General features: G+C 42.4%; 20 protein-coding genes and 4 tRNA genes. 11 read left to right on the top strand and 13 right to left on the bottom strand.

All coding sequences use genetic code 11. From position 1 onward, the window contains the following. Together HY58_RS05565 and murB are read right to left on the bottom strand one after the other, a co-directional pair. Window positions 1-894: a hypothetical protein gene (locus HY58_RS05565; protein WP_039129056.1), complete on the bottom strand. Its 894-nt coding sequence runs from the start codon at window positions 892-894 to the stop codon at window positions 1-3. A 56-nt stretch (window positions 895-950) separates the two neighbouring features. Then, window positions 951-1,976 carry a UDP-N-acetylmuramate dehydrogenase gene (gene murB / locus HY58_RS05560; protein WP_039129054.1) on the bottom strand — a complete coding sequence of 342 codons (1,026 nt, stop codon included), beginning with the start codon at window positions 1,974-1,976 and terminating at the stop codon, window positions 951-953. Between the two features lie 22 nt (window positions 1,977-1,998). Here murB and HY58_RS05555 point away from each other — a divergent pair, with 22 nt between their 5' ends. After that, a complete protein-coding gene (locus tag HY58_RS05555; RefSeq protein WP_039129050.1) occupies window positions 1,999-2,670 on the top strand; it encodes an NAD(P)H-binding protein in 672 nt (223 codons plus the stop codon). Between the two features lie 2 nt (window positions 2,671-2,672). Here the strand turns inward: HY58_RS05555 and priA are convergent, their stop codons facing one another. Genes priA through HY58_RS05540 form a run of 3 tightly spaced genes read right to left on the bottom strand, consistent with a single transcriptional unit; the run spans window position 2,673 to window position 6,302 of the window. Beyond that, complete coding sequence (priA, locus tag HY58_RS05550; protein ID WP_253271507.1) at window positions 2,673-5,162, bottom strand: primosomal protein N'; 2,490 nt, start codon at window positions 5,160-5,162, stop codon at window positions 2,673-2,675. Then, window positions 5,155-5,916, bottom strand: coding sequence for a 1-acyl-sn-glycerol-3-phosphate acyltransferase (locus HY58_RS05545; protein WP_039129047.1), 762 nt, complete (start codon window positions 5,914-5,916; stop codon window positions 5,155-5,157). The genes priA and HY58_RS05545 overlap by 8 nt, the downstream gene beginning before the upstream one ends. 8 nt (window positions 5,917-5,924) lie before the next feature. Continuing rightward, window positions 5,925-6,302, bottom strand: a complete 378-nt coding sequence (locus HY58_RS05540) for a DUF4258 domain-containing protein (protein ID WP_172644605.1) — start codon at window positions 6,300-6,302, stop codon at window positions 5,925-5,927. A gap of 36 nt (window positions 6,303-6,338) precedes the next feature. Between HY58_RS05540 and mtaB the strand changes: the two genes are divergently transcribed. The 5 genes from mtaB to HY58_RS05515 all read left to right on the top strand — a co-directional run bounded on the left by mtaB (window position 6,339) and on the right by HY58_RS05515 (window position 8,126). Then, window positions 6,339-7,613 (top strand): tRNA (N(6)-L-threonylcarbamoyladenosine(37)-C(2))-methylthiotransferase MtaB, encoded by a 1,275-nt coding sequence (gene mtaB, locus HY58_RS05535; protein WP_039129044.1) that lies wholly within the window; start codon window positions 6,339-6,341, stop codon window positions 7,611-7,613. A gap of 120 nt (window positions 7,614-7,733) precedes the next feature. Further along, window positions 7,734-7,808, top strand: a tRNA-Val gene (locus HY58_RS05530). 31 nt (window positions 7,809-7,839) lie between these two features. Beyond that, window positions 7,840-7,914 (top strand) — tRNA-Val (locus HY58_RS05525). A 31-nt stretch (window positions 7,915-7,945) separates the two neighbouring features. Next, window positions 7,946-8,020: transfer RNA gene (locus HY58_RS05520), tRNA-Val, on the top strand. 31 nt (window positions 8,021-8,051) lie between these two features. Further along, window positions 8,052-8,126 (top strand) — tRNA-Val (locus HY58_RS05515). A 33-nt stretch (window positions 8,127-8,159) separates the two neighbouring features. Here the strand turns inward: HY58_RS05515 and HY58_RS05510 are convergent. Then, window positions 8,160-10,178 carry a hypothetical protein gene (locus tag HY58_RS05510; RefSeq protein ID WP_039129040.1) on the bottom strand — a complete coding sequence of 673 codons (2,019 nt, stop codon included), beginning with the start codon at window positions 10,176-10,178 and terminating at the stop codon, window positions 8,160-8,162. Between the two features lie 119 nt (window positions 10,179-10,297). Between HY58_RS05510 and HY58_RS05505 the strand changes: the two genes are divergently transcribed. Continuing rightward, window positions 10,298-10,600, top strand: a complete 303-nt coding sequence (locus HY58_RS05505) for an ATP-dependent Clp protease adaptor ClpS (protein ID WP_039129037.1) — start codon at window positions 10,298-10,300, stop codon at window positions 10,598-10,600. Then, on the top strand, window positions 10,600-11,247 hold the full coding sequence (aat, locus tag HY58_RS05500; protein WP_039129034.1) for a leucyl/phenylalanyl-tRNA--protein transferase: 648 nt from the start codon (window positions 10,600-10,602) through the stop codon (window positions 11,245-11,247). The genes HY58_RS05505 and aat overlap by 1 nt, the downstream gene beginning before the upstream one ends. Before the next feature lie 15 nt (window positions 11,248-11,262). Here aat and HY58_RS05495 read toward each other — a convergent pair whose 3' ends face one another. Together HY58_RS05495 and HY58_RS05490 are read right to left on the bottom strand one after the other, a co-directional pair. After that, entirely contained in the window at window positions 11,263-11,994 is a 732-nt protein-coding gene (locus HY58_RS05495; RefSeq protein WP_039129032.1) for an esterase family protein, read from the bottom strand. A 290-nt stretch (window positions 11,995-12,284) separates the two neighbouring features. Then, window positions 12,285-13,643, bottom strand: coding sequence for an exonuclease domain-containing protein (locus tag HY58_RS05490; RefSeq protein WP_039129030.1), 1,359 nt, complete (start codon window positions 13,641-13,643; stop codon window positions 12,285-12,287). A gap of 119 nt (window positions 13,644-13,762) precedes the next feature. Here HY58_RS05490 and HY58_RS05485 point away from each other — a divergent pair, with 119 nt between their 5' ends. Beyond that, on the top strand, window positions 13,763-16,435 hold the full coding sequence (locus HY58_RS05485) for a valine--tRNA ligase (protein ID WP_039129027.1): 2,673 nt from the start codon (window positions 13,763-13,765) through the stop codon (window positions 16,433-16,435). A 9-nt stretch (window positions 16,436-16,444) separates the two neighbouring features. On the opposite strand, the gene HY58_RS05480 is transcribed toward HY58_RS05485, so the two are convergent. After that, the gene (locus HY58_RS05480) at window positions 16,445-18,199 is read right to left on the bottom strand and encodes a glycoside hydrolase family 9 protein (RefSeq protein WP_082022052.1); all 1,755 of its coding nucleotides are present in this window, start codon (window positions 18,197-18,199) and stop codon (window positions 16,445-16,447) included. Between the two features lie 18 nt (window positions 18,200-18,217). Next, entirely contained in the window at window positions 18,218-21,037 is a 2,820-nt protein-coding gene (locus HY58_RS05475) for a hypothetical protein (protein ID WP_156123583.1), read from the bottom strand. A gap of 57 nt (window positions 21,038-21,094) precedes the next feature. Here HY58_RS05475 and HY58_RS05470 point away from each other — a divergent pair, with 57 nt between their 5' ends. Next, complete coding sequence (locus tag HY58_RS05470; RefSeq protein WP_039129021.1) at window positions 21,095-21,826, top strand: PrsW family intramembrane metalloprotease; 732 nt, start codon at window positions 21,095-21,097, stop codon at window positions 21,824-21,826. A 1-nt stretch (window position 21,827) separates the two neighbouring features. Next, on the top strand, window positions 21,828-22,328 hold the full coding sequence (locus HY58_RS05465; RefSeq protein ID WP_039129018.1) for a GNAT family N-acetyltransferase: 501 nt from the start codon (window positions 21,828-21,830) through the stop codon (window positions 22,326-22,328). Here HY58_RS05465 and HY58_RS05460 read toward each other — a convergent pair. From HY58_RS05460 to HY58_RS05450, 3 genes are all read right to left on the bottom strand, one after another. Beyond that, window positions 22,325-24,721 carry a hypothetical protein gene (locus HY58_RS05460; protein WP_156123582.1) on the bottom strand — a complete coding sequence of 799 codons (2,397 nt, stop codon included), beginning with the start codon at window positions 24,719-24,721 and terminating at the stop codon, window positions 22,325-22,327. The two genes, HY58_RS05465 and HY58_RS05460, sit on opposite strands and share 4 nt — an antisense overlap. A 132-nt stretch (window positions 24,722-24,853) precedes the next feature. After that, window positions 24,854-25,639 (bottom strand): queuosine precursor transporter, encoded by a 786-nt coding sequence (locus tag HY58_RS05455; protein ID WP_039129013.1) that lies wholly within the window; start codon window positions 25,637-25,639, stop codon window positions 24,854-24,856. Further along, window positions 25,636-25,935 (bottom strand): hypothetical protein, encoded by a 300-nt coding sequence (locus tag HY58_RS05450; RefSeq protein ID WP_039129010.1) that lies wholly within the window; start codon window positions 25,933-25,935, stop codon window positions 25,636-25,638. Before HY58_RS05450 ends, HY58_RS05455 begins: the two co-directional genes overlap by 4 nt. Between the last annotated feature and the right edge of the window lie 81 nt (window positions 25,936-26,016).

Raw genomic sequence — 26,016 nt, 5'->3', positions numbered from 1 at the left:
TTAATCTGTCTTCTTTTTTTTGCCTAACATCATTCCCAGCTTAAGGCCTCCTGAAAAAGCCAGGCCCGGGCTGCGGGTTGTGCGGATCACACTGAAATGATGGGCAGTATATTCATCGGAAGCACTACTCCAATTATTATCATCAGATTTCACATTGTCAAATGCATAGCCTAATCCCCCATAGATATCCACTAAAAAAACATCAGAAAAGATCCACTGTTTACCCAACTCAACATTCAATGCGCCATAGAAAGTAGTGGTGCGTTTGGAGTTGACGGTATTGGTTTTATACTCCAGAATATTTTCACCGTAAACTCCGGTGTAAAATGCTGGTTTGATATAAGAACCCTGCAAAAGATGAGCATATCTGACACTTCTATTAATGAAATCTGGCGTGCGGATAAATTTGTAGCCGATTCCAAGTCCAAGGCCGGCAGCATTTCTCTTAACCTCACGGTAACCAATATTCGGGTCGTAATAACTTAATTCTACCATATCATTTCTACCCAGACCAATAATGCTAACTGTGGCTTCAATGGATCTACCCGGCGCTAAACTTCTTTCGTATGCAAACTGGGTATGACCGAAAATGGGAGAAAGAAAATTGAGCTTAATTGCATTTTTTGATTGGCCGGTATATAGCTCTGGGTCTTTGAGGTTACTCTGGTAGGTTTCGGTCCGACCGTTCTCAAATACAATTTTAAGGATCCTGTCTTTCTCAATCGCATATGCAGGGCCTTCCGGTTCTTCAAACAACTTATATCGAATTTCATCCACCCCTATCTCCAGAATTCTTACCTTAAGGATGGAGCCGCCTTTCTTGAATATCCGGTCCTGGCTGAAAGATTGGATACTGCAAAAAAGCAGGAGCAAGCAGATTGGTAAAATGCGCATATAGATAGGGTTTGAAAGATTGACAACAAACCTAATCAAACTGTTGCTTTGAAAAATTAAATAATATTCACTTCCCGCTCAAGTATGACCCCGAACCTGAATTCCACACTTTCAATAATTTCCTGGCTTAATGAATAAATCTCGGATCCTTTTGCTTCGCCATAATTCACTAACACAAGGGCCTGCTTTTCATGACATCCGGCATCTCCTTTCCGCCATCCCTTCCACCCACATTTCTCTATCATCCAACCAGCAGCGAGTTTCACCTGATCTCCTGGTAAGGAATACCCGACTATTTCGGGATACTCCAGTTTTAGTTCCTCAAAGTATTCCCTGGTAACTGTAGGGTTTTTAAAGAAACTTCCGGCATTTCCGACCTGCGCAGGATCAGGAAGTTTTGACCGCCTTATATTAATTACCGCCTGTGAAATGGCACGGATACTTAATTCCTTTATACCCATTTTTTGTAATTCTTCACTGATCGCACCATAGCTTGTATGAAATACCGGCTTTTTATGCAATCGGAAAGTTACATTCAGTATAACAAACTGGCCTTTATATTTATTCTTGAATACACTTTCCCTGTAACCAAATTCACAATCTTCCTCTGTAAATGTGTGTACCATTTTATCCTGAAGATGGTATGCTTCAAGATCCCAGAAAACATCCCGAAGGTCTACTCCATAGGCACCAATATTCTGCATAGGTGAAGCACCAACATTACCCGGAATCAGTGAAAGATTTTCAAGCCCTGCCCAACCATTATCAATGCTGTATTGGACAAAGGAATGCCAATTTTCACCCGCGCCAACCTTTACATATACGTATGCATCATCTTCATGAAGTTCCTGAATACCCAGGATCTCGTTTTTAAGAACCCATCCATCAAAATTTCTTGTAAGTAAAATATTGCTTCCACCTCCTAATACCAACATCTGCTGATTTACAATTGAAGAAAGTTGGACAGCCGAAAGCAAGTCTTCCAGATCTTCAACTTCAGCGAAGGATGCAAAATATTTTGCAGTTGCTTCTATGCCGAAACTGTTTAACTCACGAAGCGAAAAATTTTCCTGAATTTGCATGGTACAATAATACTTCAAAGATATGGGCCGAAAAGCAACAGTCCTCGGATCAAGCGGATTAATTGGCAACGCCTTACTTAACTACCTTTTAGCCGACGATTATTATAGCGAAGTGCATGTACTTGTACGACGTTCGCTGGAGATTTTCCATCCCAAACTCAGGCAACATATTATTGACTTCCAAAATCAGGAGTCTTACCGCGAAGCTATTTCGGGAAGCGAAACAGTATTTTGTGCTATAGGCACCACAATGAAAAAAGTTGAAGGGAACCACGATGAGTATCGAAAAGTTGATCATGATATCCCGGTAATGGCAGCCTCCGTTGCAGCAGAAGAGGGCGTTTTTAATTTTATACTCGTTTCTTCTGTTGGGGCCAATGCTTCCCATAACAATAACTTTTACCTGAAGCTGAAGGGAATAGTAGAAGAATCTGTTAGCCGGAAAAATATCCCGCAAGTACAAATATTCAGACCCAGCCTGCTCCTTGGCGACAGAAAGGAGAAACGATTTGGTGAAAGAATGGCCCAGGTATTAGCACCGGTTTACTCCATTTTCATGCTGGGAAGCGCGCGGGATTTTAAACCTGTTGAGGCAACTGCTGTTGCGAAAGCAATGCTTGCCGCGGCAAAACAACAAACAAGAGGAATTTTCATTCATACTTATAACAGCATTCTAAAATTAGCGGGTAAATGATGTTAGATTGGATCAATGTCGGGGGTCACGATTACAGATTTATAGGGTGGTTGCTGATGTAGATGTGCAGTTAATAACTGGATCTGGTCTTTGCATTGTTGCAATAAATGAAGGTCCTTAGGAAGTTTGATCATTAGTTCCATCAGGTATTGGTTCCTAACACGGTTTACTACCGGCGCTGCCGGACCAATAAGATATGCTCCGAAAACGGGCTTTAGCCAGTCTGCTATCTGCCGTGCGGCTCCTGCAACCACTTCAGGTTGTTTGTGGCGAAACCTCAATTGAATCATCCGGCTGAAAGGAGGATAGCCAAATTGGTGGCGGCTTTCGAGTTCTGCTTTAACAAACGCCTTGTAATCGTGTAGCTGAACATATTTTAAAACCGGGTGGCCGGTATTACGTACCTGAATCAATACTTTTCCCTGATCCCCTTTACGGCCTGCCCGTCCGCTTACCTGCTCCATCAATTGAAATCCCCGCTCATTCACCCGAAAATCAGCGAAACCAAGTATAGCGTCCGCATCCAGAATGCCTACCAGCGCTACGTGCTCGAAATCCAGTCCCTTTACAACCATTTGAGTGCCCACCAATATATCTATGCGCCGTTGTTCAAATAGCTGGATCAATGCATCATGCGCATGTTTGCCTTTAACAGCATCAATATCCATTCTGGCTATCCTTGCTTTTGGAAAAAGCTCCTGCAGCGATTCTTCTATTCTTTCAGTTCCGAAATTCTGCTGCGTGAAATGGTGATTGCCACAGGCTTCGCAAACGCTTACCGTCGGATATATCGTTCCGCAATAGTGACATATTAATTTATGCTTGATCTTATGGTAAGTGAGAGAAACATCACATTGCTGGCAATGTGGTATCCAACCACAGGACTGGCAGACCTGGTAGGGCGAATAACCCCGCCGGTTCTGAAATAGAATTACCTGTTTATTATTTAGTATACTCTTTGTAATTGCCTTTTCAAGATCAGGGGATATGATCACTTTAGATTTATCAGGTGTTTGAATCTTCTTTGTATCCACCAGCATAATTTCCGGCAGAGCAATATCACCGTATCTCTGGTTCAATTCCACCAACCCATATTTGCCCTGTTGGGCATTATAATAAGATTCCAGGGAAGGAGTTGCACTACCTAAAATTGTACGGGCTGAAAATAACTGGGCAAGGTATATGCCAGCATCGCGGGCATTGTACCGGGGAGCAGGATCCTGTTGTTTAAAGGATGAGTCATGTTCTTCATCACAGATAACGAGGCCAAGATTCTGGAAGGGCAGGAAAAGCGAAGACCTGGCTCCTAATATAATCCGGGCTTCACCCGATTTCACTTTATTCCATAATTCCACCCGTTCATTTGGATTAAATCGCGAATGATATATCACGATATAACCTCCGAAATATTGCTGTAAGCGTCGTATCACCTGGGCTGTTAGGGCAATCTCCGGCAGCATATATAATACCTGTTTACCCTGTTTGATTGCCTCTTCCATCATCTTCACATATACCTGGGTTTTACCACTTGACGTGATGCCATGCAGCAGGCAAACTGCCTTCTGTTCAAGGGAATTTCGTAATTCATTGAGGGCTTCTGATTGCTGTTCAGACAATTTAAAATTAATATTCACTTCCCTGGCCACACTATGCAGGCGATCAACAGATCGCTTCTCCGCAATAAGAATTCCCTTTTCCAATAATCCCTTTAACTGGGCAGCAGATGCACCTGATTTTTTCAGCAATGCAGGTTGGGTAACCTCCCCTTCTGTTTTATGAAGATGTAGAAAAGCAAGGAGGAGTTCCAATTGCTTAGGGGCTCTCGACCAGTTATTCATCAGTTCTGCCAGTGCATCTTCCTCATGATATTCTGGTTTAAGAAGTATAAATGTTTCGTGTTTCTCTTTATAGGTTTGTTTTAATTCTTCCCATACAAAGCAGAGATTTTTATCAAGTAATCGCTTGATAACAGGGTAGACATGGGAGGCGTCCAGTAATTGTTGAATTTCTGTAAGGCGTAATTGGTTTCGAATAGAAAGAGCTTCGGCAACAAGAAACTCTTCATCGTCGAGGTTAGAGAAATCTTCACCAGCCTCCTCATTAAAAACTAAAATGGTTTCACTGCTTAATTTGAAATGAGTGGGTAAGGCTGCCTGCATAACCTCCCCTTCACTACAAAGGTAATAATGGGCCATCCATTCCCACAATGCAAGCTGTTGTTGATACACAATGGGCGTATCATCTAATACGTTCAGTACATCCTTGGGTTCAAATGCTGCAGGTTTTTCCTGATGAAGTCGTTTAACTATACCGGCGTACTTCTTGTTCCTTCCAAGAACCACTTCAACACGCACACCGGGCTCAATGGCAGCAACCATCTCAGCTGGTACATGCCAGGTATAATTCCGCGGCAATGCCAGTGGAAGAATCACTTCCACATACCAGCTTTCGGCATTTGTATTAAAAAAATCGATATGGGCCGGTTCAGTCAATGTGGCTATTTTTCTGGTAACGGTTCAAAGCGTCAGCCATTTCATCAAATACTTTATTCTTTAATTCAGGTATATGTTGCAGATCATAGTCTTTAACACTAACCATTGGTAAATATACTGCCCTGCTGGTTCCCGGATTAAGTGAAAACACCGATCCATGCCAGAGTCTTTTAACCGTGTCGGGAAAGATTATCGGCTGGATTGATGTTTGCGTTTCAATAGCGATCCGGAATGCACCATCATAGAATGATTTGAGGGGATGATCAGTTTCATTGAAAGTGCCTTCCGGAAATATGAAAATTGAAATGCCCTGCATTAGCATTTTCTTAAGCACTCCCACCGACCTTGCCCGCTGTGCAGCATCTTTTCGATTCACCATTATTACTGCATTACGGTAAACAAAACCAAAAATCGGTATGCCAGCCATTTCCTGTTTTCCCAACACACGAACAGGCTCGCGTATCACTTTAACGATCATTGGAATATCAAGGTAAGAAATATGATTTGCGATAAATATGCATGGTCTTTCCTCTGATGGCTTTGCCTCATGAATAATTGGAACCCTTATACCAATGAGAAATAACCATATATCAGCCCATATGCCACAAATTGCATAGATCATATTTCCACCCTTGACCTTCCCGTATAGGGACGCAATAAAGAATGCGGGCAAAAGTACTAACAGGAGAATTGTGAAGGCAATAAATCCATAAAGGCTGAACAGGACCAGGGCGATTCTTTCTAAGAACTTCATGAAGAGTTTTATTTACAATTGCAGGTAAATTCACGATCAAGATCTATACAGGTCACTACGCGTAAAATTGATTCACATTGCGCAAATACAATTCGCACATGTTGTCCGTCCTGTTTAGTATATCCTTCCAAAGCAAAGGTTGGGCATGGTTTATCATGCGGGTCAGATTTAACTTTATTGATCTTTCCATTCGCTAATATATCTCTTACTTCTGCTTCAGTAATTTGCCGGCAGTTCATCCGGCAGCGTGCGTGACGTGTATACTGAATAGTTGATTCATTTCGCCTAAATGACTCGCTGTCAATAATTAGCGGATCATAAATATTATATATAAGCAGGCTGATGCCAATGATAATGATGGCGAGGATGGGCAGTACCTTATTCATTCGCATAGACTCAAATCTACGTATCTTTGCCGCCCTATGGCCGAAAAAAGAACAGTAGCATTTCATACCCTGGGTTGTAAACTCAATTTTTCAGAAACCTCTGCAATTGGCAGGATGATGGAGCAGGAAGGATTTGAAAAAAAAGAGTTTGATGACCTTGCGGATGTTTATGTAATCAATACCTGTTCAGTTACTGATAATGCAGATAAGGAATGCCGCCAGATAGTTCGTAGAATTCAGCGACGATCACCACAAAGCATGGTTGTTATAACGGGGTGTTATGCCCAATTAAAACCCGGGGAAATAGCTGCAATTCCTGGAGTGGACCTGGTTTTAGGGGCAGCTGAGAAATTCAACATTGCTACACACCTGGCTACACTTACCAAAGGAGACAGTACGAAGATCTGCAGTTGTGATATTGAAGAAGTTAGTGGATTCAATGCATCATGGTCAGTAAATGACCGCACCCGCACCTTTCTAAAAGTACAGGATGGTTGTGATTACAGTTGTTCATTCTGCACCATTCCTATGGCAAGAGGAAAAAGCAGAAGCGATAGCATCCGGAATGTTTTAAACAATGCAAGAGATCTCGCCCGTAATGGCGTAAAGGAAATAGTACTTACAGGAGTAAATCTTGGTGATTTTGGTAAAGGTGCTGATGGTAATAAAAGAAACGAAGAAAGTTTTTTTGATCTTGTTAAAGCACTTGATGAAATAGAGGGTGTTGAACGGTATCGCATCTCCAGCATTGAACCCAATTTGCTGACCAATGATATCATTGCATTTGTAGCTAACAGCAATAAGTTCATGCCACATTTCCATATTCCGTTGCAAAGTGGAAGTAACGAGATACTTTCATTGATGCGCAGGAGATATAAAAAAGAATTGTATGCAGACCGTGTTAAGCTGATAAAGACCCTTATGCCACATGCAGCCATTGGAGTGGATGTAATTGTGGGTTTCCCCGGTGAAACTGAAGATCTTTTTAAAGAAACATTTGATTTCCTCCATGCACTGGATGTAAGCTACCTGCATGTGTTCACCTATTCAGAACGGGCCAATACTGTTGCGCTGGATATCAAACCTATCGTTCCGATGAATATCCGCAATGATCGAAATAAAAGCCTCCGCAACCTTGGTTATATGAAACAGCAGTATTTCCAGCAGCAGTTCCTGGGACAAAACAGGAAGGTATTATTTGAAGGACATTCAAAAAATGGCATTATGGAGGGTTATACTGATAATTATATAAGGGTAGCAACTCCATATCGAAAGGAATGGGTAAATGAAATCATCGAGTGGGAGCTTTGAGTGGCAGGAACTTTTTACGAAAATATTTTGTCGTGAAATTATAGCCCTTATCTTTGCAATCCCGTTACAGAAAATGGTAAGTTCTTTGTGAGGTATTGAGGTAAATCATCGATAAATTCTGGGAGCATAGCTCAGTTGGTTCAGAGCAGCTGCCTTACAAGCAGCGGGTCCGCGGTTCGAATCCGTGTGCTCCCACAGAAATGTATAAAAATTTACCTGCTTTACCGGGAGCATAGCTCAGTTGGTTCAGAGCAGCTGCCTTACAAGCAGCGGGTCCGCGGTTCGAATCCGTGTGCTCCCACAGAAATGTATAAAAATTTACCTGCTTTACCGGGAGCATAGCTCAGTTGGTTCAGAGCAGCTGCCTTACAAGCAGCGGGTCCGCGGTTCGAATCCGTGTGCTCCCACAGAAATGTATAAAAATTTACCTGCTTTACCGGGAGCATAGCTCAGTTGGTTCAGAGCAGCTGCCTTACAAGCAGCGGGTCCGCGGTTCGAATCCGTGTGCTCCCACAGAAAAACCCTGCATATTGCGGGGTTTTTTATTTATATCTCCTCAGCCCTCCTGCCCCCCTTTGCTGGTAATAGAAAATCCTTGGGATACTTTTTAAAATATCGCCATACAAAACGGAAAAGCTCAGGATAGTCACGCATAAGCAATCCCCTCGATTTAAGAGCAACAAAAAAAGCAAGTGAGAAACTGACGAAAAAATTCAAAAAGCCTATTCCTAACACACCAGCCAGCACAATTAATAGGTATGTCCATTCAACTTTTTGCTCAAGGCCAAAATAGCCTATTGCAGCATTTCCCGCTGATATCGTAATATGACGTATATCAAAAGGAATCGCAAAAATTTTTCCTACGGCTGATGACATGCCAAGAAAAAAACCAAGGGCGATACTACCTGTAAGCGCCCCTGAATAACGGGTCATCAGATCCACCAGCCGGTTTAATTTTTTTTCCGACATTGTATGGCTTAGAACAGGATGTTGGCGGAGCCTTTCCGGTAATTTGCCATATACTATATGATTCTCAACATAGCCTGAAATGATACCACTGGCGAAAAGAAAGACTCCAGTAAAGCAGGCATACAGTAATGCAAAACTCTGGTAAGGATGCTGATCCTTTAACAGTTGCATAGCCTGGTTTCCATCAACGATCCGATAGTTAAGAAAGCGATCCATAGCCCAAACAATGCCATATGTGAGCGGGAAAACAATAACAAGATTTCCTGCAAAAGATGCAATCTGACTTCTCGAAATATTACCGATTGTGATGGCCAGATTTTTAAGATCGGGTTTCCCCTTTTGCTTTTTACTATCAAGTGAGTTAGCTACCGCCGATGCAGTATATGCTGGTTGTTTGGTAGCCAATGTGCTATTGGTTCTATCCATTAATACAAAGCCTGCAGCGTAATTGGTGCTGTAGGCGACTCCCGCCCAGAATGGCGCCATGGGTATTTTTGTCAGCAGATTTTTAACTACCGCCACCAGGCTTACTATAAATCCTCCGCCTACCGCACTCCAGAACAATTGTTTAAATTCTGCTGAATTGGTGCTAATATACTTCTCTCCTTTTTTTCCCTTATGCTCTGCGATCTGGTAAGCCAGCAATCCCAGGTTATCGGAAAGAAATTCACGGAGGCTACTTTTCTTATTCTCATTAGTGATAACTGTAATAAAATAATTTATAAAACGGTCTTCATCCAGTTTGTTATCACGATCAAGCACATCCGAAATCAGCAACATCCGGTCAATCATCTGTATGATGCGGGTTGTCAGAAAAGTTTGGGAAAGACTGGTTCCATAATACATACCCTGGTCGCGGAGCCAAACAATACTTTGCCGGCAGTTATAAAGATGTTCCTGAATATTGTAAAGGATGAGTTGCGCATTTCTTGGGTCATGCTCATTTTCCAGTAAAACTGTTACCAGTTTATTCTGGTCAAGAAAAGGGGCCAGCGTATCCTGATGTTGACCAAACCTCTGAACCACCTCCTTTTCGAGGCTTAAGGTTGCAATCCTGAATGATAAAATACGCAGTGCTTCTTTCAATTGTCCAATCAATTGGAGGTTATTCATATTGATATGAACCCTTAATAGGCGGAACAATTTTTTCCAGAGTTCGCGGTCAATTGATTTTATCCAGATATGATCAGTGTGTTTGAAAAAAACCCTGCTGATAACATAGAGGAAATTGGTGGGTTCCTGTAGTTCAGGAAGTATTTTGTGCTTGATCTTTCCCGTTAATTCCTGAACAAAACCCCTTGAGCTTATAAGGCCGCTTTCGAGTAGTGCTGGCAAAACCTCACTGTTTTGAAACTGCGATCGAAGTGCTGAACGTAATGAGACCAGACTACTGATGTCCTGCTGTAATTGGTAAAGAAGGGCTTTGAATTTGATTTCCGCCTCTTCTGTCTTTCGTGGCGACGAGGGCCTGATCTGTTTGACCAGTTCAATAAGATATTCCAGCCCCTTATCTGCCAGTAATATTGGCAGTACAATGCCTGGCCCCTTCTCCGAATCCACAGAATCCTTATTATTTAGCACTCTTTTACTGAACATAGTCACCATTAGATCTCCCCTGTAAAAATACATTTTAGGCACCATTGTTTTGGGAGGTTTTATATCGGGAATAGGCACTTTGAAAGGATTTTTTATTTTTGTATCAAAGTGCTTTCTACATGCTGAATTACAAAGAGGAGTTTGATCATGAACTGAATGAGGATATTGACGTTCTCACTGAAACAGCAAATCCATACCAGCTGATCGTATGGAATGATGAAGTGAATACCTTCGAATGGGTTATTGAGACCCTGATAGAAGTATGCGGTCACAGTTCCGAGCAGGCTGAACAATGTGCGATGCTAATACATACCCAGGGAAAATATGCTGTCAAGAACGGCGACTATGACGATCTGAAACCCATGTGCGATGCCATAACGGAAAGAGGTATCGGCGCAACCATCGAAATTACAGCATTTTGATGCTTAATTACCTTGGTCCAGCAGATCCCTTCCCTCCTGTATCAGAAGCAGGGCCGGATGGTCTTCTTGCATTCGGTGGTGATCTTTCAATCAGTCGCTTGTTAGAAGCATACAGGAAAGGCATCTTTCCCTGGTATGATGAAGATCCGATTCTCTGGTGGTGCCCCGACCCACGTTTTGTTTTGTTTCCCGATGAGTTGAAGATCTCAAAAAGTATGCGCCCTTTACTTAATGGCCAACTTATGAGTTTCTCCATCAACAGCGCATTCCGGGAAGTGATGATTTGTTGTAAGCAGGCTGGCAGACCCGGTCAAAACGGTACCTGGATTAATGAAGAAATTGTAAAGTCATATACAGATTTACACCGTCTGGGATATGCGCATAGTGCAGAATGCCGGATGGGCGATCAGCTTGTTGGAGGCCTTTATGGAATTCGACTTGGCAATATATTTTTTGGAGAGAGTATGTTCTGCGAAGTCAGCAATGCCAGCAAATTTGCTTTTATAAAAATGGTGCAGCAATTGAAATCCGATGGCGTGCAATTGATCGATTGCCAGGTATATACTGGCCACCTTGAAAGCCTGGGCGCACGTATGATATCCAGAAGTGAATTCCTGGAAATTCTGGATGCAAATATTAGTTATTAAAACATTTTCAGATAACTAAAACCGGGTCTCCAGGTAATGTGGCAACATATCTCTCCAGGTAGGCCAGTCATGCGTTTTATCTGATCCCCAGATATCCAGTTCATACCAGATTCCTTTATTATACAATACCCCGGCAAGTCCACGGGCAGCATGTGGATCTTCATAAGCCCCGCTTCCGCTAAGAATATGAATTGGACGGTTACTTCTCATCTGTTCGAGAACATGATGATCGTGGAGGTTCGGCAGATAATGACCGGGGCTATTGAAATAAACATCCTCATCAAAATATCCATCGGTGTATTCGGTGAGATGATACACACCACTCATTGCAATAAACCCATGAATAAGGTCGGGCCGTTTGAAGAATAAATTGGCCGAATGAAGGGCCCCAAAGGAGGCGCCTGAAACAATTATCGGAGTTTCATGGCTTGTCATGGTACGGATAAAAGGAACCACCTCATTATAGATATAGTCATTCCATTGCTGGTGACGGATGGCTTTATGACGGGGGTCCATACTCTTATTCATCCAGCTTTCATTATTTATGCTGTCAACTGAAAACACTTTTACCTTTCCTGATTCTATATGAGGCCTGATGCTGTCAATTAACTGGAAACGCTCATACTCGAGGTAATCTGCCGCGGCGGTAGGAATAAGCAGAAGCGCAAATCCATAGTGTCCATAAACCGCAACCGGCATCTCCTTTTGCAGGGATGGGCTATACCAGGATCTTAATTCTCTGTGCATAATTAGGCTGTCTTTGACCCAAAATACAACGAAAATTGTGTAAATTTAGTCAGGAATTTAACAAAACACCTCCGTTCCACAATACCGCTGAAGAACATCGTTACCGTGTAATCATTTTTCTAACATAAAATGGTTTTCTATGAGACGTATTTTCGACTTATCACAAGCAAGTACTGGTAAATTATTCCTGATCGTTGTCGTGTTATACAGCATTATCGCTGCAATAACCTGGTACGTTTGGCAATAAGGCTATAGCCAACCCGTCACTTGTTTAAACTCCTGGTTAAGCATTATTCATGCAGGTTTAACCGGGTGTAGAAATTTTTCTCTGCATGCTGGAATAGTAGGCCCCTGATGTAATCATTATCAGCGGATACAGGGATATTTTGTTTCCAGTAATCTAAAGTTAATGGCATCGCAAAAGGATCCGGCAGGATTGTCATCCCGTAAAAACAACCTTTTTCCATCAGGTAAACTGCATGCCCTTTCTTCTCCGATGGCTTGTTTTCTATCAAAACAAAACTTGGCAGACTTAACCTGATCTGTTCAATGGAATCAAGGATTCTTTTATTGTAAGATTCGGTAGACTCTGAAATTGTGCTGGTCAAACCTGGCTTATCCATCACCATTTGCATTTCACTCGGCGGCTTGCGGATTTCAATTTCCCCAGCCTTGATTTTTCGTATAAATGCCTGTCCCTCAATAATGGCATTGAAGGTATATATGGCCGGAAGGTTAGATTTTTTTTGCTCAATTACCAATTGAAGCACCCCCCTGCTGTCTTCATAACTATATAGACCGTATTTATGATGATATTTTTTCTGACTCCTATTGTAAAGTGGCCATCGCTGCCTTATTTCCTGGCTTTCCAGAATGAGTGCCATCAGTTCTGAGCTACATTCCTTATAGCTGATATGGTAAACATTTCGCAACAACTCCTGTTTACGTTTGCTCCCATCATTATTAGAAAAATGGCTCCGAACCCTTTTCCGAAGGTTTATCGCCTTACCTATATATATGATCTCTTTCTGTTGATTCTCGAAATAATAAACACCTGGTTTTTCCGGTAATTTATCAATTTCCTCACCAGGCATATGGGGTGGTAAAAATTGCTCTGCGTTCCTTCCTTTTAACATTGCAGCTACCACTGAATTGTTATCCCCCCTGATAATTCTGTTGAAAACTTCTGCAGTGGCCAATGCATCTCCCTTTGCACGATGCCTGTCTGTAATAGGAACCACCAGTGACCTGCAAAGATTGCCAAGACTATAACTGGCTAATCCGGGAAATACCTTTCTTGCCAGCCTTACTGTACAAAGTTTTCTTGTATTAAGAATAAACCCGCAATTGTTGAGATGATGTTTCAAAAAGGAGTAATCGAAATTTACATTATGCGCAACAAATACACGATCTTTCAGCAGCTCATGGATAGTTTCACCAATTTCTGTAAATGATGGAGCTTCTGCCACCATTTCATTTGTAATACCGGTTAAGGCAACAATATATCTGGGTATTACCATAAAAGGATTAACCAATGTATGGTAACAACCTTCAATCTCTTTTCCATCGTGTAAAACGATGGCTATTTCAGTAATGCCATTTCCGGTGGCAAAGCCACCTGTTGTTTCAATATCTACAATTGCATACACAATGCGAATATAACTAAAGCCCCTCAAATACTAAAATTATTAGTACGGCTTAATCCTTCATTGATGCCGCTTCGTTTTCTTATTTTTGCAGCCCTAAGTAATAAGTATCATCACAAAGTATGGAACTGAGCAAGAATTTTATACCGGCAGAAATCGAAATTAAGTGGACCAGCATTTGGAAAGAGAAAGGTTATTTCAATAGCGTTCCTGATGATCGACCAGCATTTACCGTGGTGATTCCTCCCCCCAATGTTACGGGCGTGTTACATATGGGACATACCCTGAATGAAACCGTGCAGGATATTTTAGTACGTAAGGCCCGAATGAGTGGTTTTAATGCTTGCTGGGTGCCAGGAAGTGATCATGCCTCCATCGCAACAGAAGCAAAAGTTGTGCAGATGCTGGAGAAAGAAAAAGGCATCAAAAAATCGGATATCAGCAGAGAAGAATTCCTACGATACGCATTTGAATGGAAGGATAAATATGGTGGCATAATCTATAACCAGATCGAAAGACTGGGATGCAGTGTAGACTGGAAAAGGGTCACCTTCACAATGGATGATCACTACTACAGAGCTGTAATAAAAGTTTTTATTGACCTCTACCAGAAAGGCATGATCTATCGCGGGGCGAGGATGATCAATTGGGACCCGGCCGCCGGAACGGCCCTAAGCGATGAAGAGGTTGAGTATAAGGATATACAGGGCAAATTATATCATTTGCGCTACCGCCTGGAAGATGCAACCGGTAATCCATTGACTACAAATTCGGGTGATGGAATTGTTATTGCCACCCAAAGACCGGAAACGATTATGGGGGATACCGCCATTTGTGTAAACCCTAACGATGAGCGCTATGCGCACCTTAAAGATGCTTTCGCCTATGTTCCCCTTATCAATCGGAAAATACCAATCATTTTTGATGATTATGTTGATCCGGCATTTGGAACCGGCGCTCTAAAAGTTACCCCTGCTCACGATATCAATGACTATAACCTCGGATTGAAACACCAGCTTGAGGTTGTTGATACTCTCAATGCTGATGGTACACTTAGTGAGGCAGCCCAGATTTATATTGGCGTGGACAGGTTTAAGGCCCGCAAACAAATCATTACAGAACTTAAGGAAAAAGGCTTTTTGGTAAAAGAAGAGGATTATTCATCCCGTTTGGGTTATAGCCAGCGTACAGGAGTGGTTGTAGAGCCGCGGATCTCAACCCAGTGGTTTCTCAAGATGAAAGAGATGGCTGGTCCGGCGCTTAATGCAGTGGTAAACGGCGATATCAGGATTCACCCGGGAGACAAGTTCCTGGCAACCTATCGCTATTGGCTGGAGAATGTAAAAGACTGGTGTATCAGCAGGCAGTTATGGTGGGGACAACAAATTCCTGCATGGTATACCCCTGATGGTACTTGCGTTGTTGCTGCTACACGCGGTGATGCATACACGCAATTACAGCAAATGGGCCTGGGTGAAGTAAATCTTGATGAACTCCGCCAGGATGAAGATGTTCTGGATACCTGGTTTTCTTCCTGGCTATGGCCTATGGAAGTATTCAAAGGAATCACAAACCCGGGTAATCCTGAAGCAAAATATTATTATCCAACCTCAGTACTTGTTACCGGTCAGGATATTATCTTTTTCTGGGTAGCAAGGATGGTAATGGCTGGAATGGAATATGAGAAGAATATTCCTTTTCACGATGTGTATTTCACAGGTATGGTTCGTGATAAACAGGGAAGGAAAATGAGCAAGAGCCTTGGCAATTCACCTGACCTGCTAGATCTCATAGATAAATATGGTGCTGATGCAGTAAGATTCGGTATCATGATCTCCTCTCCTGCCGGTAACGACCTCCTCTTTGATGAATCTGCTCTTGACCAGGGCCGTAGCTTCAATAATAAAATGTGGAATGCATTGAAGCTGATAAGCATGTGGAAAGAGAAAACATCGTTTAATCCTGAAATTTACACAGCCGAGCTGAAGGCAATGAACTGGCCAAATGAGTGGATGCAAAACAGGATCAGCGAAGCACGCGCAGAAGTTGATAAACTGATGAAGCAGTTCCGCCTGAGCGAAGCATTAAAAACCATTTATTCACTTATATGGGATGATTTCTGTAGTTGGTATCTTGAATTGGTCAAGCCGGGTTTTGATGAACCGGTAAATGCAGTACACCTGAAAGCCGCTATTGGCTTCTACGAGCATTTGCTCCAGATGCTGCATCCCTTTATGCCATTTATTACGGAAGAGATATATTCATTGCTTAAAAGCCGTGCAGATGAAGATAAACTCTGTATCCGCCAGTTCAGCGAACACACCCCTTCTCAAGAATTATATCTTGCAGAAGGAAAGTTACTGAAGGAGGTAATTACTGGTATCCGTGATGCACGAAATAAAGCCCAGATCAAACCAAAAGAACAGGTTAAGGTTCATATCATCACCCAGAACAAGGAAGTTTACAAAACCATCAATACATTGGTTGCAAAACAGATCAATGCTGGTAATATTTCATTTGTTCAGGCCGCTGTTCCAAACACCATTTGCACTGTTATTGGACACGACCAGTTTTATATTGAAACAGAACAACCTATTAATTCGGGAAGCCAGAAAGAAGAGCTTCTCAAAGAACTGGAATACCTGAAAGGATTTCTGGTTAGTGTAGAAAAGAAATTGAGTAACGAACGTTTTGTTCAGAATGCAAAAACGGAAGTTGTGGAAATGGAGCAAAGAAAAAAAGAAGATGCCATCAATAAGATCAGGGTTATAGAAGAAAGTCTTTCCAACTTCTGATTCACTATCTCAATCCTCTTCCATTGAAGCTAAAAGGTAAATAAGAGAAGCTGTTCCATCCATCGTGGGTTCATTGGTAGAATAGTCACCATAATCATCATGGTAAACTACCAGTGAACTCTGAAATCCTGCATATTCATCCGGATCGTTAAGTTTTATACCAATGAGGCTATTATATATTGTTCCGTAAACAGGTCCATCTACCAGCCCTCCATTAATGGGATAATTCTTCAAGTGGGTGAATGCGGAATGGGGATCAACGGGAGTATCGCCCCAGGAGGGAAGTCCATACACCATGGATGCGCCCCAGGGATTACAGCCGAAGAGCCAGTCGATATTCGCCTGCTCAAGTGCTTCAAATTGCCTGTCATGGGTGAGCTTACGGTACCAGCCACACTGAATGGCAAAGGAGGTAGTTAGGTTATTACTGCACCATATAAACGGAACACCTCTGTTAAACGCATTCTGTTTCGCTTTCTCATGAACCCTCCGGATCCCCTCCTGATAATATGCTTTAATGGTATCGCGACGCGAATCTGACAGAAGTTTTGCCAATTCATAATGGCCCAGATTAATAAAGGGATACCACTGGTAATGTTTGGCTGTGTCTGTTCCCAACCAAGGTGTCATAGGCTCCTGCCTTGCATAGTTGTATGCTTCATTAAGTTTATTGAGAACCGCTGATGCGAGTTCCATATCATCCACCCAATTTTCTTCTGCATATATATAAGGTGCCCTTACCGAAACGGTTTGAGTAACACCAGGTTTGATGTTCGCATAGTCATAGGCTGATAAAGATTTCTCACTCAACAACTTACTGTAACTATTATCTATAGATGAGTAGATTGATGACCCTAACGCAAAGGCGCTTGAAAATTTTGCTGCTGTTGATGATGTACCTGTAGTATTATTCTTTCCTTTCCCACGTTGCTGTGGATTTCCATCAATAAAATATACCGGTCTTTCATGGCCCCTTCCATACATACTGTCTAACTTTGGAATGCGCATTGAAATATGATCACGGTCATCTGCGATCTGGTTGAACATCCAGTTTTTCTGCGGATGCATTTTTAGTAGCCAGTCGAGTCCCCATTTTGCTTCATCCAAAACATCTTTAATACCATTCTGACCATCTGTTCCATTAGACAGTTTTTCGTCTTTGAACGCAGCAGGGAAATCGCGGTAGGCCATTAGCAAATGATATATGGCATTAGCCGATGTTGTTGAATACTGCAGATAATCACTCGCATCATGCCATCCACCTACCACATCCAGATATGTGCTATCTGGCATCGGTCCATATAGCGTATACCCATCCCTGGTATGGCAACTATCTTTCAGGAAGGGATTGAACCCAGTCCGTTGCTGGCGCATGTATTGGAGGCAGAAGTCTGCACTACCACTATATACATTCTTACCGATCCTGAAATGTGGGGATACAGTTTTCCCGGAACGGAGATAATAGTCGCCCGACTTGTTAAAAGCTGTAAAATCAAGTCTGTATGTTGATTCAAAAGGGCCATATTTACCAAAATTATTTCCTACTGCGGAACTATACACCACTTTGCCGCTAGACACTTCTACCAGGTCAAATTTTTTGATCTTTTTATTATCGAGAGCACACCACACAGCCACTTTTATTCCTTCATTCCTGTAACCGAGTTGGTTTATCCTTATCCAGCTTCCTGGCTCTTTTTCTATTCCTGTGAAGGCTACAAGAACAGCGCAAGAAATGAATACCATTACGGGTAAAATTCTGTTCATAGCTCCTATTTAGATATACTAAAAGGTAAGCTCTTTTTTTCTGTTAACCGTTTGGGGAATCAGATCCACTGGTAATATAAATTGCCAGCTGTTCCTTCCAGTTCCATTCAACAAGTCAGGATCCAGTAATCTTGAATAGCGGATTCCTAAACTTACCGGTAGCTGGTTCCACCATTTTGTATCAAAAAACAATTCACTTCCAACAGATCGAAATTGAACTGATCTCCTTGTTTGCAGGATGGCCTGATCAGTGCCATAGGCATGATCGTAAAAGAAATTATTTCTTATCCTTAGGAGATAAAGGATTTGTCCAATACCCTTATCGGGATATAACAATGGCAACTGATAGTTGATGCCCCATTTAACTGCGCGATAAAGATTCTCAGTTTCATATCCCCTTGCGAAAGGGAAGTTATCACTAAAACGGATCCCTCTCGCACTGTCTCGCTGCTGTGCTGCCAGATTCAGGACCAGACTGTGGTTGGTCGACAACCCCGGCAGGTAAACACTAGCAGCTGCCAATGCCTGCCATGAATCATATTGCGTAACGGTATGTCTGAATTGACCACGTAAAGACAATGCTAACCGCGGATTAAATTGTTGAACAGCCTGGCGACTCTGAATTGTATAACGAACCTGGTGATTTAAATATAGATAGGAAAGATCTCCCACTCGACTTTTTTCCGGCTCTGTGAAAAATGGTTTATTGTATACAAAAGCAGATTGCGCAGTGAAAAAACTGAGCTGCCTTCCTTCGCTCAAATTTAAAGGAATACTGGCACTGATATTAGCTTCCAGTTCATGCCAGTTTATTGTTCTTTCTTCAAATCTTGCCTTACGGTCAAAGGTAAAATCTACCCCGCCTCCTATCATTGGAAACCATCCCCCATATATACCGGAAAAGCTAATCTGCTTTGACCTTTCATTGCGGTTATACATAAAAGTTAGCTGGCTTTGCATGGTATTCAGCAGGTTCTGCCCCAGCAATGAAAAACTGAATTCAGGATCTGCGAAAAATGGTTGCCAGCTATGAAAATTGAAAAATCCGCTTGATTTTCTGTAGCTGCCTGATTGTTCTTTTTTACCTGCAGGTATTACTGTCATGGAAGAATCAGATGCCTGAAGTGCACCTAATCCGAAATTGCCAGGCACCTCGAGCCGGGTATTAATAAAGGTTTTCTCACTGATCGTTTCAAACTGAAGTTTAAATCCCCCTGCGGTAAACCTGCTGAAAACAACGCTGTCTCCCATTCCAAATGGCTGGTAAATTCCGGTTTTGCCTAAGGCATCCGGAATCACAAGTTTCTCCAGGCTTTTGGTTTGCCGGTTAAGCAACATCAGCTCGTCACGTTCTATCCCACTTGTGGAAAAGAATATTGTATCACCCTTTAACCGGGGGTATGCGATTATTGTATTTGTCCAGTTTGTCAGCGTTTCCATCTCACCATTCTGCATCATGAAGACAAGTGCCATATCCCCGTTTGTTTTCTTTGCCACCGCAAGGATCTTTCCATTATAAAACTGGGGAAAAGCCAGCAGGATACCAGGGGGCGACTTAATTTCTTTCAGGATAGTACCCCCAAGATCAAGCAGATGGATTGCATGTTCTCCATCCGCACCCAAATGCACCGCTGCAATACTATCACCCCTTACTGAAAGAGAAGGCATAAAATATTTGCTTCCCCTTGTAATGCTTTCCTGTTGACCGGTTTCAATATCCAATAGCTGCAGGTCACCATAGTCCTGCCAACCCCATCGGATATTAGGGCGATAAGCAGCATATATTATCTTTCCATTGGTATAGCTGAAATAATTATCGAGCGAGCGATCACGCTGACGTATAACGCGATCACCCTTCTTTGTGCGATGAACAAAAACCGGCAACTCCTTATAAGTTGAACGAATAAATAGCAACCCTCCGTTCTCCATAAAAACGGGATTCTCTTCATTTCTTACAGGATCCCGATCTGTAGCAACTTTAGTGGTTGGCGACGTTAGAGCATTTCGCCTCTCTGAAAAGGCTTGCTGAAGAAACTGCCTGTATTTTAGTGAGGTATGCTTTTTTATACTTCGTTGAAAAGGATAAAACAATCCTTTCATAGCCGCAGCATCCTCTGAAATATTTTTCCAGAAACTTGTTCCGTAACGGTTATGGCCATGTGCTATAAGTAAATACCCTAATTGATAGTGGTCAGGTATATACTGCCTGTATGATCCGTTTCGCAACTTCATATAAGAATAATCGAGCCCAGCCTCCCATATGGATCGGTATCCATTGAAGAAAGTTGGAAGTCTGCCTCTTCCCTGTTTACTCAGTATCGTTTCCTGGTAAACAGCATCACCTTCAAAGAACCAGTCAGGTACAGTTAGTGCATTGGCCAATGCCTGCCCCTGTTCTCCAAGCACAAAACGAAAAGCCTTTGCCAGTCCACGGTTAAAATTGCTGTATTGCTGGATATGCCTCAATTCATGAAGGGTTAGCGTGGTTAACCAATCACCATTCCCCAGGTCAAAGCCATTCAGGGGCGGTGTAAGCAGGAGTTCGCTACGATAGGGTGCCAGGGCAACATAGCCATTAGAGATGGTTGAATGCTGCTGCAGAATTATGGATAATGGTTTAAATTTCCTGCCAATACTGCTGTCAGGAAATGATATTATATTAGAAATGATGTTTGCCACCCTTGATGCACTGCTATCAAGGCCTTTCGGAAAAATAACCCTAACCCTGGGGGCACGGATCTGTTTCCATTCCTGGCTTGAAGGTATGCCTCCAAATTCCTGTGATCTGACAGTTATAGCCAATAATAGGCAACAAAAAAAAATCTGAGCTTTTCTCATGGAGGCTAATTCTGACTCAATATTAATTCACTAATTTCAGCACAACAAACCTGATATATGGAATTGCTGGCTTTGGCCCTGGCACCCGGGATCGCAATCATGTGGTTCATTTATTCAAAAGACAGGTATGAACGCGAACCGCTGAAGGCACTGGTTAATTCTTTTTTCCTAGGTATGCTGGGAATACTACCCGCAATCCTGCTGCAACTTGGAGGCATTAAACTTTTAAATCTAATGATGCCGGCAAATGGTTGGACCTACTATATTCTCATGGCTTTTATCGTGGTTGCGCTAACGGAAGAACTTACCAAATTCATAATGCTCCGCTCCTATGCTTTCCCCCGTCAATTCTTTAATGAACCGTTCGATGGAATCATATACGGCGTGATGGTTGCAATGGGTTTCGCAACACTTGAAAATATCGGATATATAATGGAGCATGGATTTGAAACAGGTATCCTGAGGATGTTCCTATCAGTTCCGGCTCATGCCACTTTTGGGGTATTGATGGGTTATTATGTGGGACTTGCCAAATTTACCCATAACCGTCAATCTAAACAATTAATTGTAAGGGGACTATTGCTTGCCATATTCTTTCATGGTCTATATGATCTGTTTTTGTTTGTGCAGGTAGATGAGTTTATTACGCAAAGAGTTTCTTCGGGTTTTCTTTTTAGCAGCGCAGTACTCTCCTTCCTTGTTGCTGCCCGGTTGAGTTGGCAGGCCATCCAGATGCACCAGTCCCTTTCAAAAAACACTTTCCATAACCCTGATAAATCCGTTAGATAAAATGAGTGAAGCATTAGTAATAAGAAGCGCCGATCAGGATGATATTCCGACGATCGGATTCCTGGCCCATCAGATATGGCCAGAAGCGTATAAAGACATCCTTTCCAATGACCAGATGGATTATATGCTCGGCCTTAATTATAGCCCTGATGCATTGGAGGACCAGATCATCAATAAAAAGCATAGGTTTATTATCGCTGAGATAGAATTGGAGGAAGTGGGCTTCGCCTCCTTTGGACCAATCACCGATTCAATCTGGAAGTTACACAAACTATATGTGCTCCCCCATGTTCATGGAAAAGGAGTAGGCCGCGCATTACTTGATATGGTAGAAGAAGAAGTGCGCACCCATAATGGCGCGCACCTTATTTTAAATGTCAATAAGTATAATAAAGCCCGGTTCTTCTACGAAGCCATGGGCTTCCGGATAGAAAAAGAAGAGGTCAACGATATCGGCTTTGGCTATGTAATGGATGATTACGTTATGGGAAAGGATGTTTAATTTTTGTTCCTTTCCGGACGTCTCGTTGAACCACCCTGATTACTGTTGGCCGACTCCCTCCTTGATGGTGGAGGAGCCGCAGGCCTTGTGATCTGGGAACGTTCAATTCTCGGTGATTCCCTCCTTTCATTCCTAGCCCGGTTCTCAACACCAGCAGGCCTTGATGGTGCTCCTGAAGGAGTTGGTTGCCTGGTTATTACCCTGCGTTCCATTTCCTGGTTGCGCTGGTTATAATCCGGACGTCGATTTTCCTGCTGTGGCTGTGATCCTGGACGATATTGTCTATCGGGCCTGATTTCACGACTATTATTTTCCACCCTTACATCTCGCTGGTTGCTTACATCGGGGATGCTTTCTCTAACCCTGCGACTAACATCAGACTGACGATCACCCGGATTAGTATTTCTGTTCCTGTAAATAGAATTATTATTCCTGTTATCAACACCCAATCCTTCATTCCGATTATTATATCCATTGCTGTTATTGTAGCGACCATCATAATTGCCTGTATACTGTCTCCTGTCAGGATTTTGAACAGGCCTTGAGATATTGGCCGGACGTCTGTTGTCAACCGTTACCACATCCCTCCGCTGGTGATAAATATTGTTGTGATAATAGTTATTGCTGCGTCGGCCACCATAATAATCATAATAGTTGTAATTATTTACATAAAAATGATTTCCACTATATCCGTAATAGCCGTTGTTGCGGTAAAAAGGACTGCAGTACGATGGGCGGTACATTGATGGCCCCCACCATCCGCCACCCCAATATCCCCATGGATTATAATCATATCCCACATTGAACCAACCAGGATGATAACCAAGTCCGATAGTCCAGCCCATCCACGGAGTGTAATGCATATTGAATCCCCATGTGTATGGCCTTGCAAAATACCTGCGGCGATGCCATGGACGGTAATAATATCCTGTTCCATATACAACAGTAGGTCCATAAACATAATTGTTCAGGTAGCCTGGTGTATATCCCATATATACATAATCGGGAGTTGTTTCATAGATATAAACATACTTCACATTATATACCGGATATGATGGTGGAATCAGATCCACTTCATCAGGCCTGGTATTACTTACAGCCCAAGGACCTGATGGATAATTTGAACGGAACCACACACCGTTCTCAACCAGGTAATAATCATTCCTGTATTTGATAACTGTGGCTGAACTATTAATGGCATAAGACATTTTTGTACCATTGATACGCTCAAACTCAGGGTCGCCATCATAGCTTACCGACGCTGTTGCTTTGTTTCGGTCAACCCTTGCCGTTAATGGTAGCTGTGCATCCATAAGTGCATTCTTCGCTGCAGGTGTGCCTGCTACACTCGCAAGAACATTATCCTTTTCAGTACCAGCCGGTATCCTTGAAAAATCTTCCGGAAGTTGATCAGCATTAATAAAAGACCACTCGTTTTTCAGGGACGGGGAACGATACCAACGGCCAGATAGTAAAACATAATACTGTTGGGAAGCAATGTCCATGAAGATATCATTCGGAGAATTGCTCACATATAACAAACCAGTATTGCTGATAGGTGTAAAATCTGCTTCACCTTCTGATTGGATAAGCTCTGCCGGTTCGGTACTTACAATAACTGCCCTGTTTATATTAGCATTATCGAAATCTGATTCAAATGCCTTTTCAGAATTCTCACCTTTCTTTACTGCTTTTTCAACTGCAGCCAGATTGGCGGGTGGATATCCGGTATACTTAAATGGCCCTTTTGCAGACTGGCTCTTATACCAACGATTGCCCCCGTATAAATAGAAATTGCCGTCATTGTTCTTAACGATTGTATTGGGTGAATTCACAACGACTTCCATCCCCCACTCCTGGTTTTTTTGCAAAACAGGTTCTCCATCCATGACCACTAATAAAGATGGTGTGGTTGTATAAAGAACTTTCGGGGCTTTATTAGAAAAGGAAGCATCAAGTTGTTGCTTTTCTTTATTTCTTGAAAGTGCATTTTCGAGGTATGTGCTTGAAATGATCGCCTTCCTTGCAGGAACACCAGATTCCAGTTCCACCTCTATTTCCCTGGTTGTTTCCTCGGTAATTGAAGCAGGAAACCTTATGTCGGTTATTGATAATGACTCAAGTGAAATATTTCCGCTGGACTGCTCTGACCTTGTTTGTGAATTTGCCCAGAGTGTACCAAAAACAGGTTCGCTCTCACCTTTTTTTATAAGGGAGATGGCCGACCTGAATACAAGGCGTGATTGCTCGTAAGATTCGGGTTGGGGCTCATATAACTTTACCATGTCACCATTGCGCAGGGTAAGCTGGACAGGCCATGATTGTGCGAACCCCACCAGGGAGAGCAGGCTGGCAACAAGTAATAAACCAACGCGTGTAAAGCTCTTTGACATAGCTGTAGGATTTATATTGTTTGATTTCATCGTTAAATTAGGCTAGCTTCTGATAATTAAGACCCTTATAAATGTTAAGGTTTTACACTTAGGAGCCTGCAAAGGCTTCCAGGTTTAATGAGAACCCATGGTTTAACTTTGTTTTTGCAGTTCAAGTGCAGCTACCTTCATTTCGGCCGCCTGTTTTTTACCCAGATACCGCTCTATCAAACCATGGATCAGGTAAATAAGTGGCGTACATAATATGGCGATGGTAAACTTATAGGTATAGCCAACCATGGCGATTGCAGTAACCCTTGGAAAAGAAAATCCCAATGCGAAATAGAGGTAGATATAGGACACAACAATGGTATCAACCATCTGGCTGAACAAGGTCGAAACAGTAGCTCTCATCCAGATCCTTTTCTCCCCTGTGAGCTTTTTGATTTTCCTGAATACAGTAGCATCTGTTAACTGACCTACCATAAACGCTGTGAGGGATGCCAGGATAATGCTCATGCCCTGTCCCAATATCTGGCTATATGCTGCCTGCATATCGGGAACACCATTCTGTTGTTGTGACAACTGCCACCAACCAGCGGGGACTGTATGGATCGCAAAATAAAACAGGAAAAAAGCAAATGCAATTAGACCGGCAGTAAGAAATGAAAGAAAGCGCACCCCACGGATACCATAATATTCATTTATGATATCGGTCATGATGAAAACAATTGGCCAGGGTAATACACCTACCGACAAGTCATAAGACAGACCTGATTCACCCAATAATGTAAAGCTCGCTTTCTCGATGCCTATTGTAGGTTCAAGCGAAAAAATCTTCACCCCTATAACCTCTGCAATAATGGCATTTGCGATAAAGAAGCCTCCGAGTATGATAAAAAGCCGGCTGGGTTTGTCGCGGATGATATTATGTATCATGAGTTGGTATTGGCTAAAGATAGGATACCCGTTAGTAAAAGAAAAACCTGCAGCGATAAGAAACCAGCGTTCAACAATGGAATGGTTTTATGGAACTGCTTCACGCCTTTACGCTGCCAGTAAAAATTAGCCAGCAGCACAAAAACATTAAACAGGGGTGATAATACCAGTCCGCAGATCAGTAATGCTGATTGAAAAGCAGTGCCCGGCAGCAAAGGATAGTACCGCATAACCATGGCCAGCAGGAAAGTGATGTTGGTAATAAAGGCAAGTTTATTGAATTGAGAAATTGACATGGCTATACAAATTCGCCGGCAATGTATAAAATTGCCCCTGTTTAAGGTCAAATATGTGTTATTTTGCCAGCTAAACTGAAG

The sequence above is a fragment of the Flavihumibacter sp. ZG627 genome, assembly GCF_000814325.1.
Classification (GTDB): domain Bacteria; phylum Bacteroidota; class Bacteroidia; order Chitinophagales; family Chitinophagaceae; genus Flavihumibacter.
Note: the sequence above shows the minus strand (reverse complement) of the source record. Positions and strands in the feature narration are given on the sequence as shown.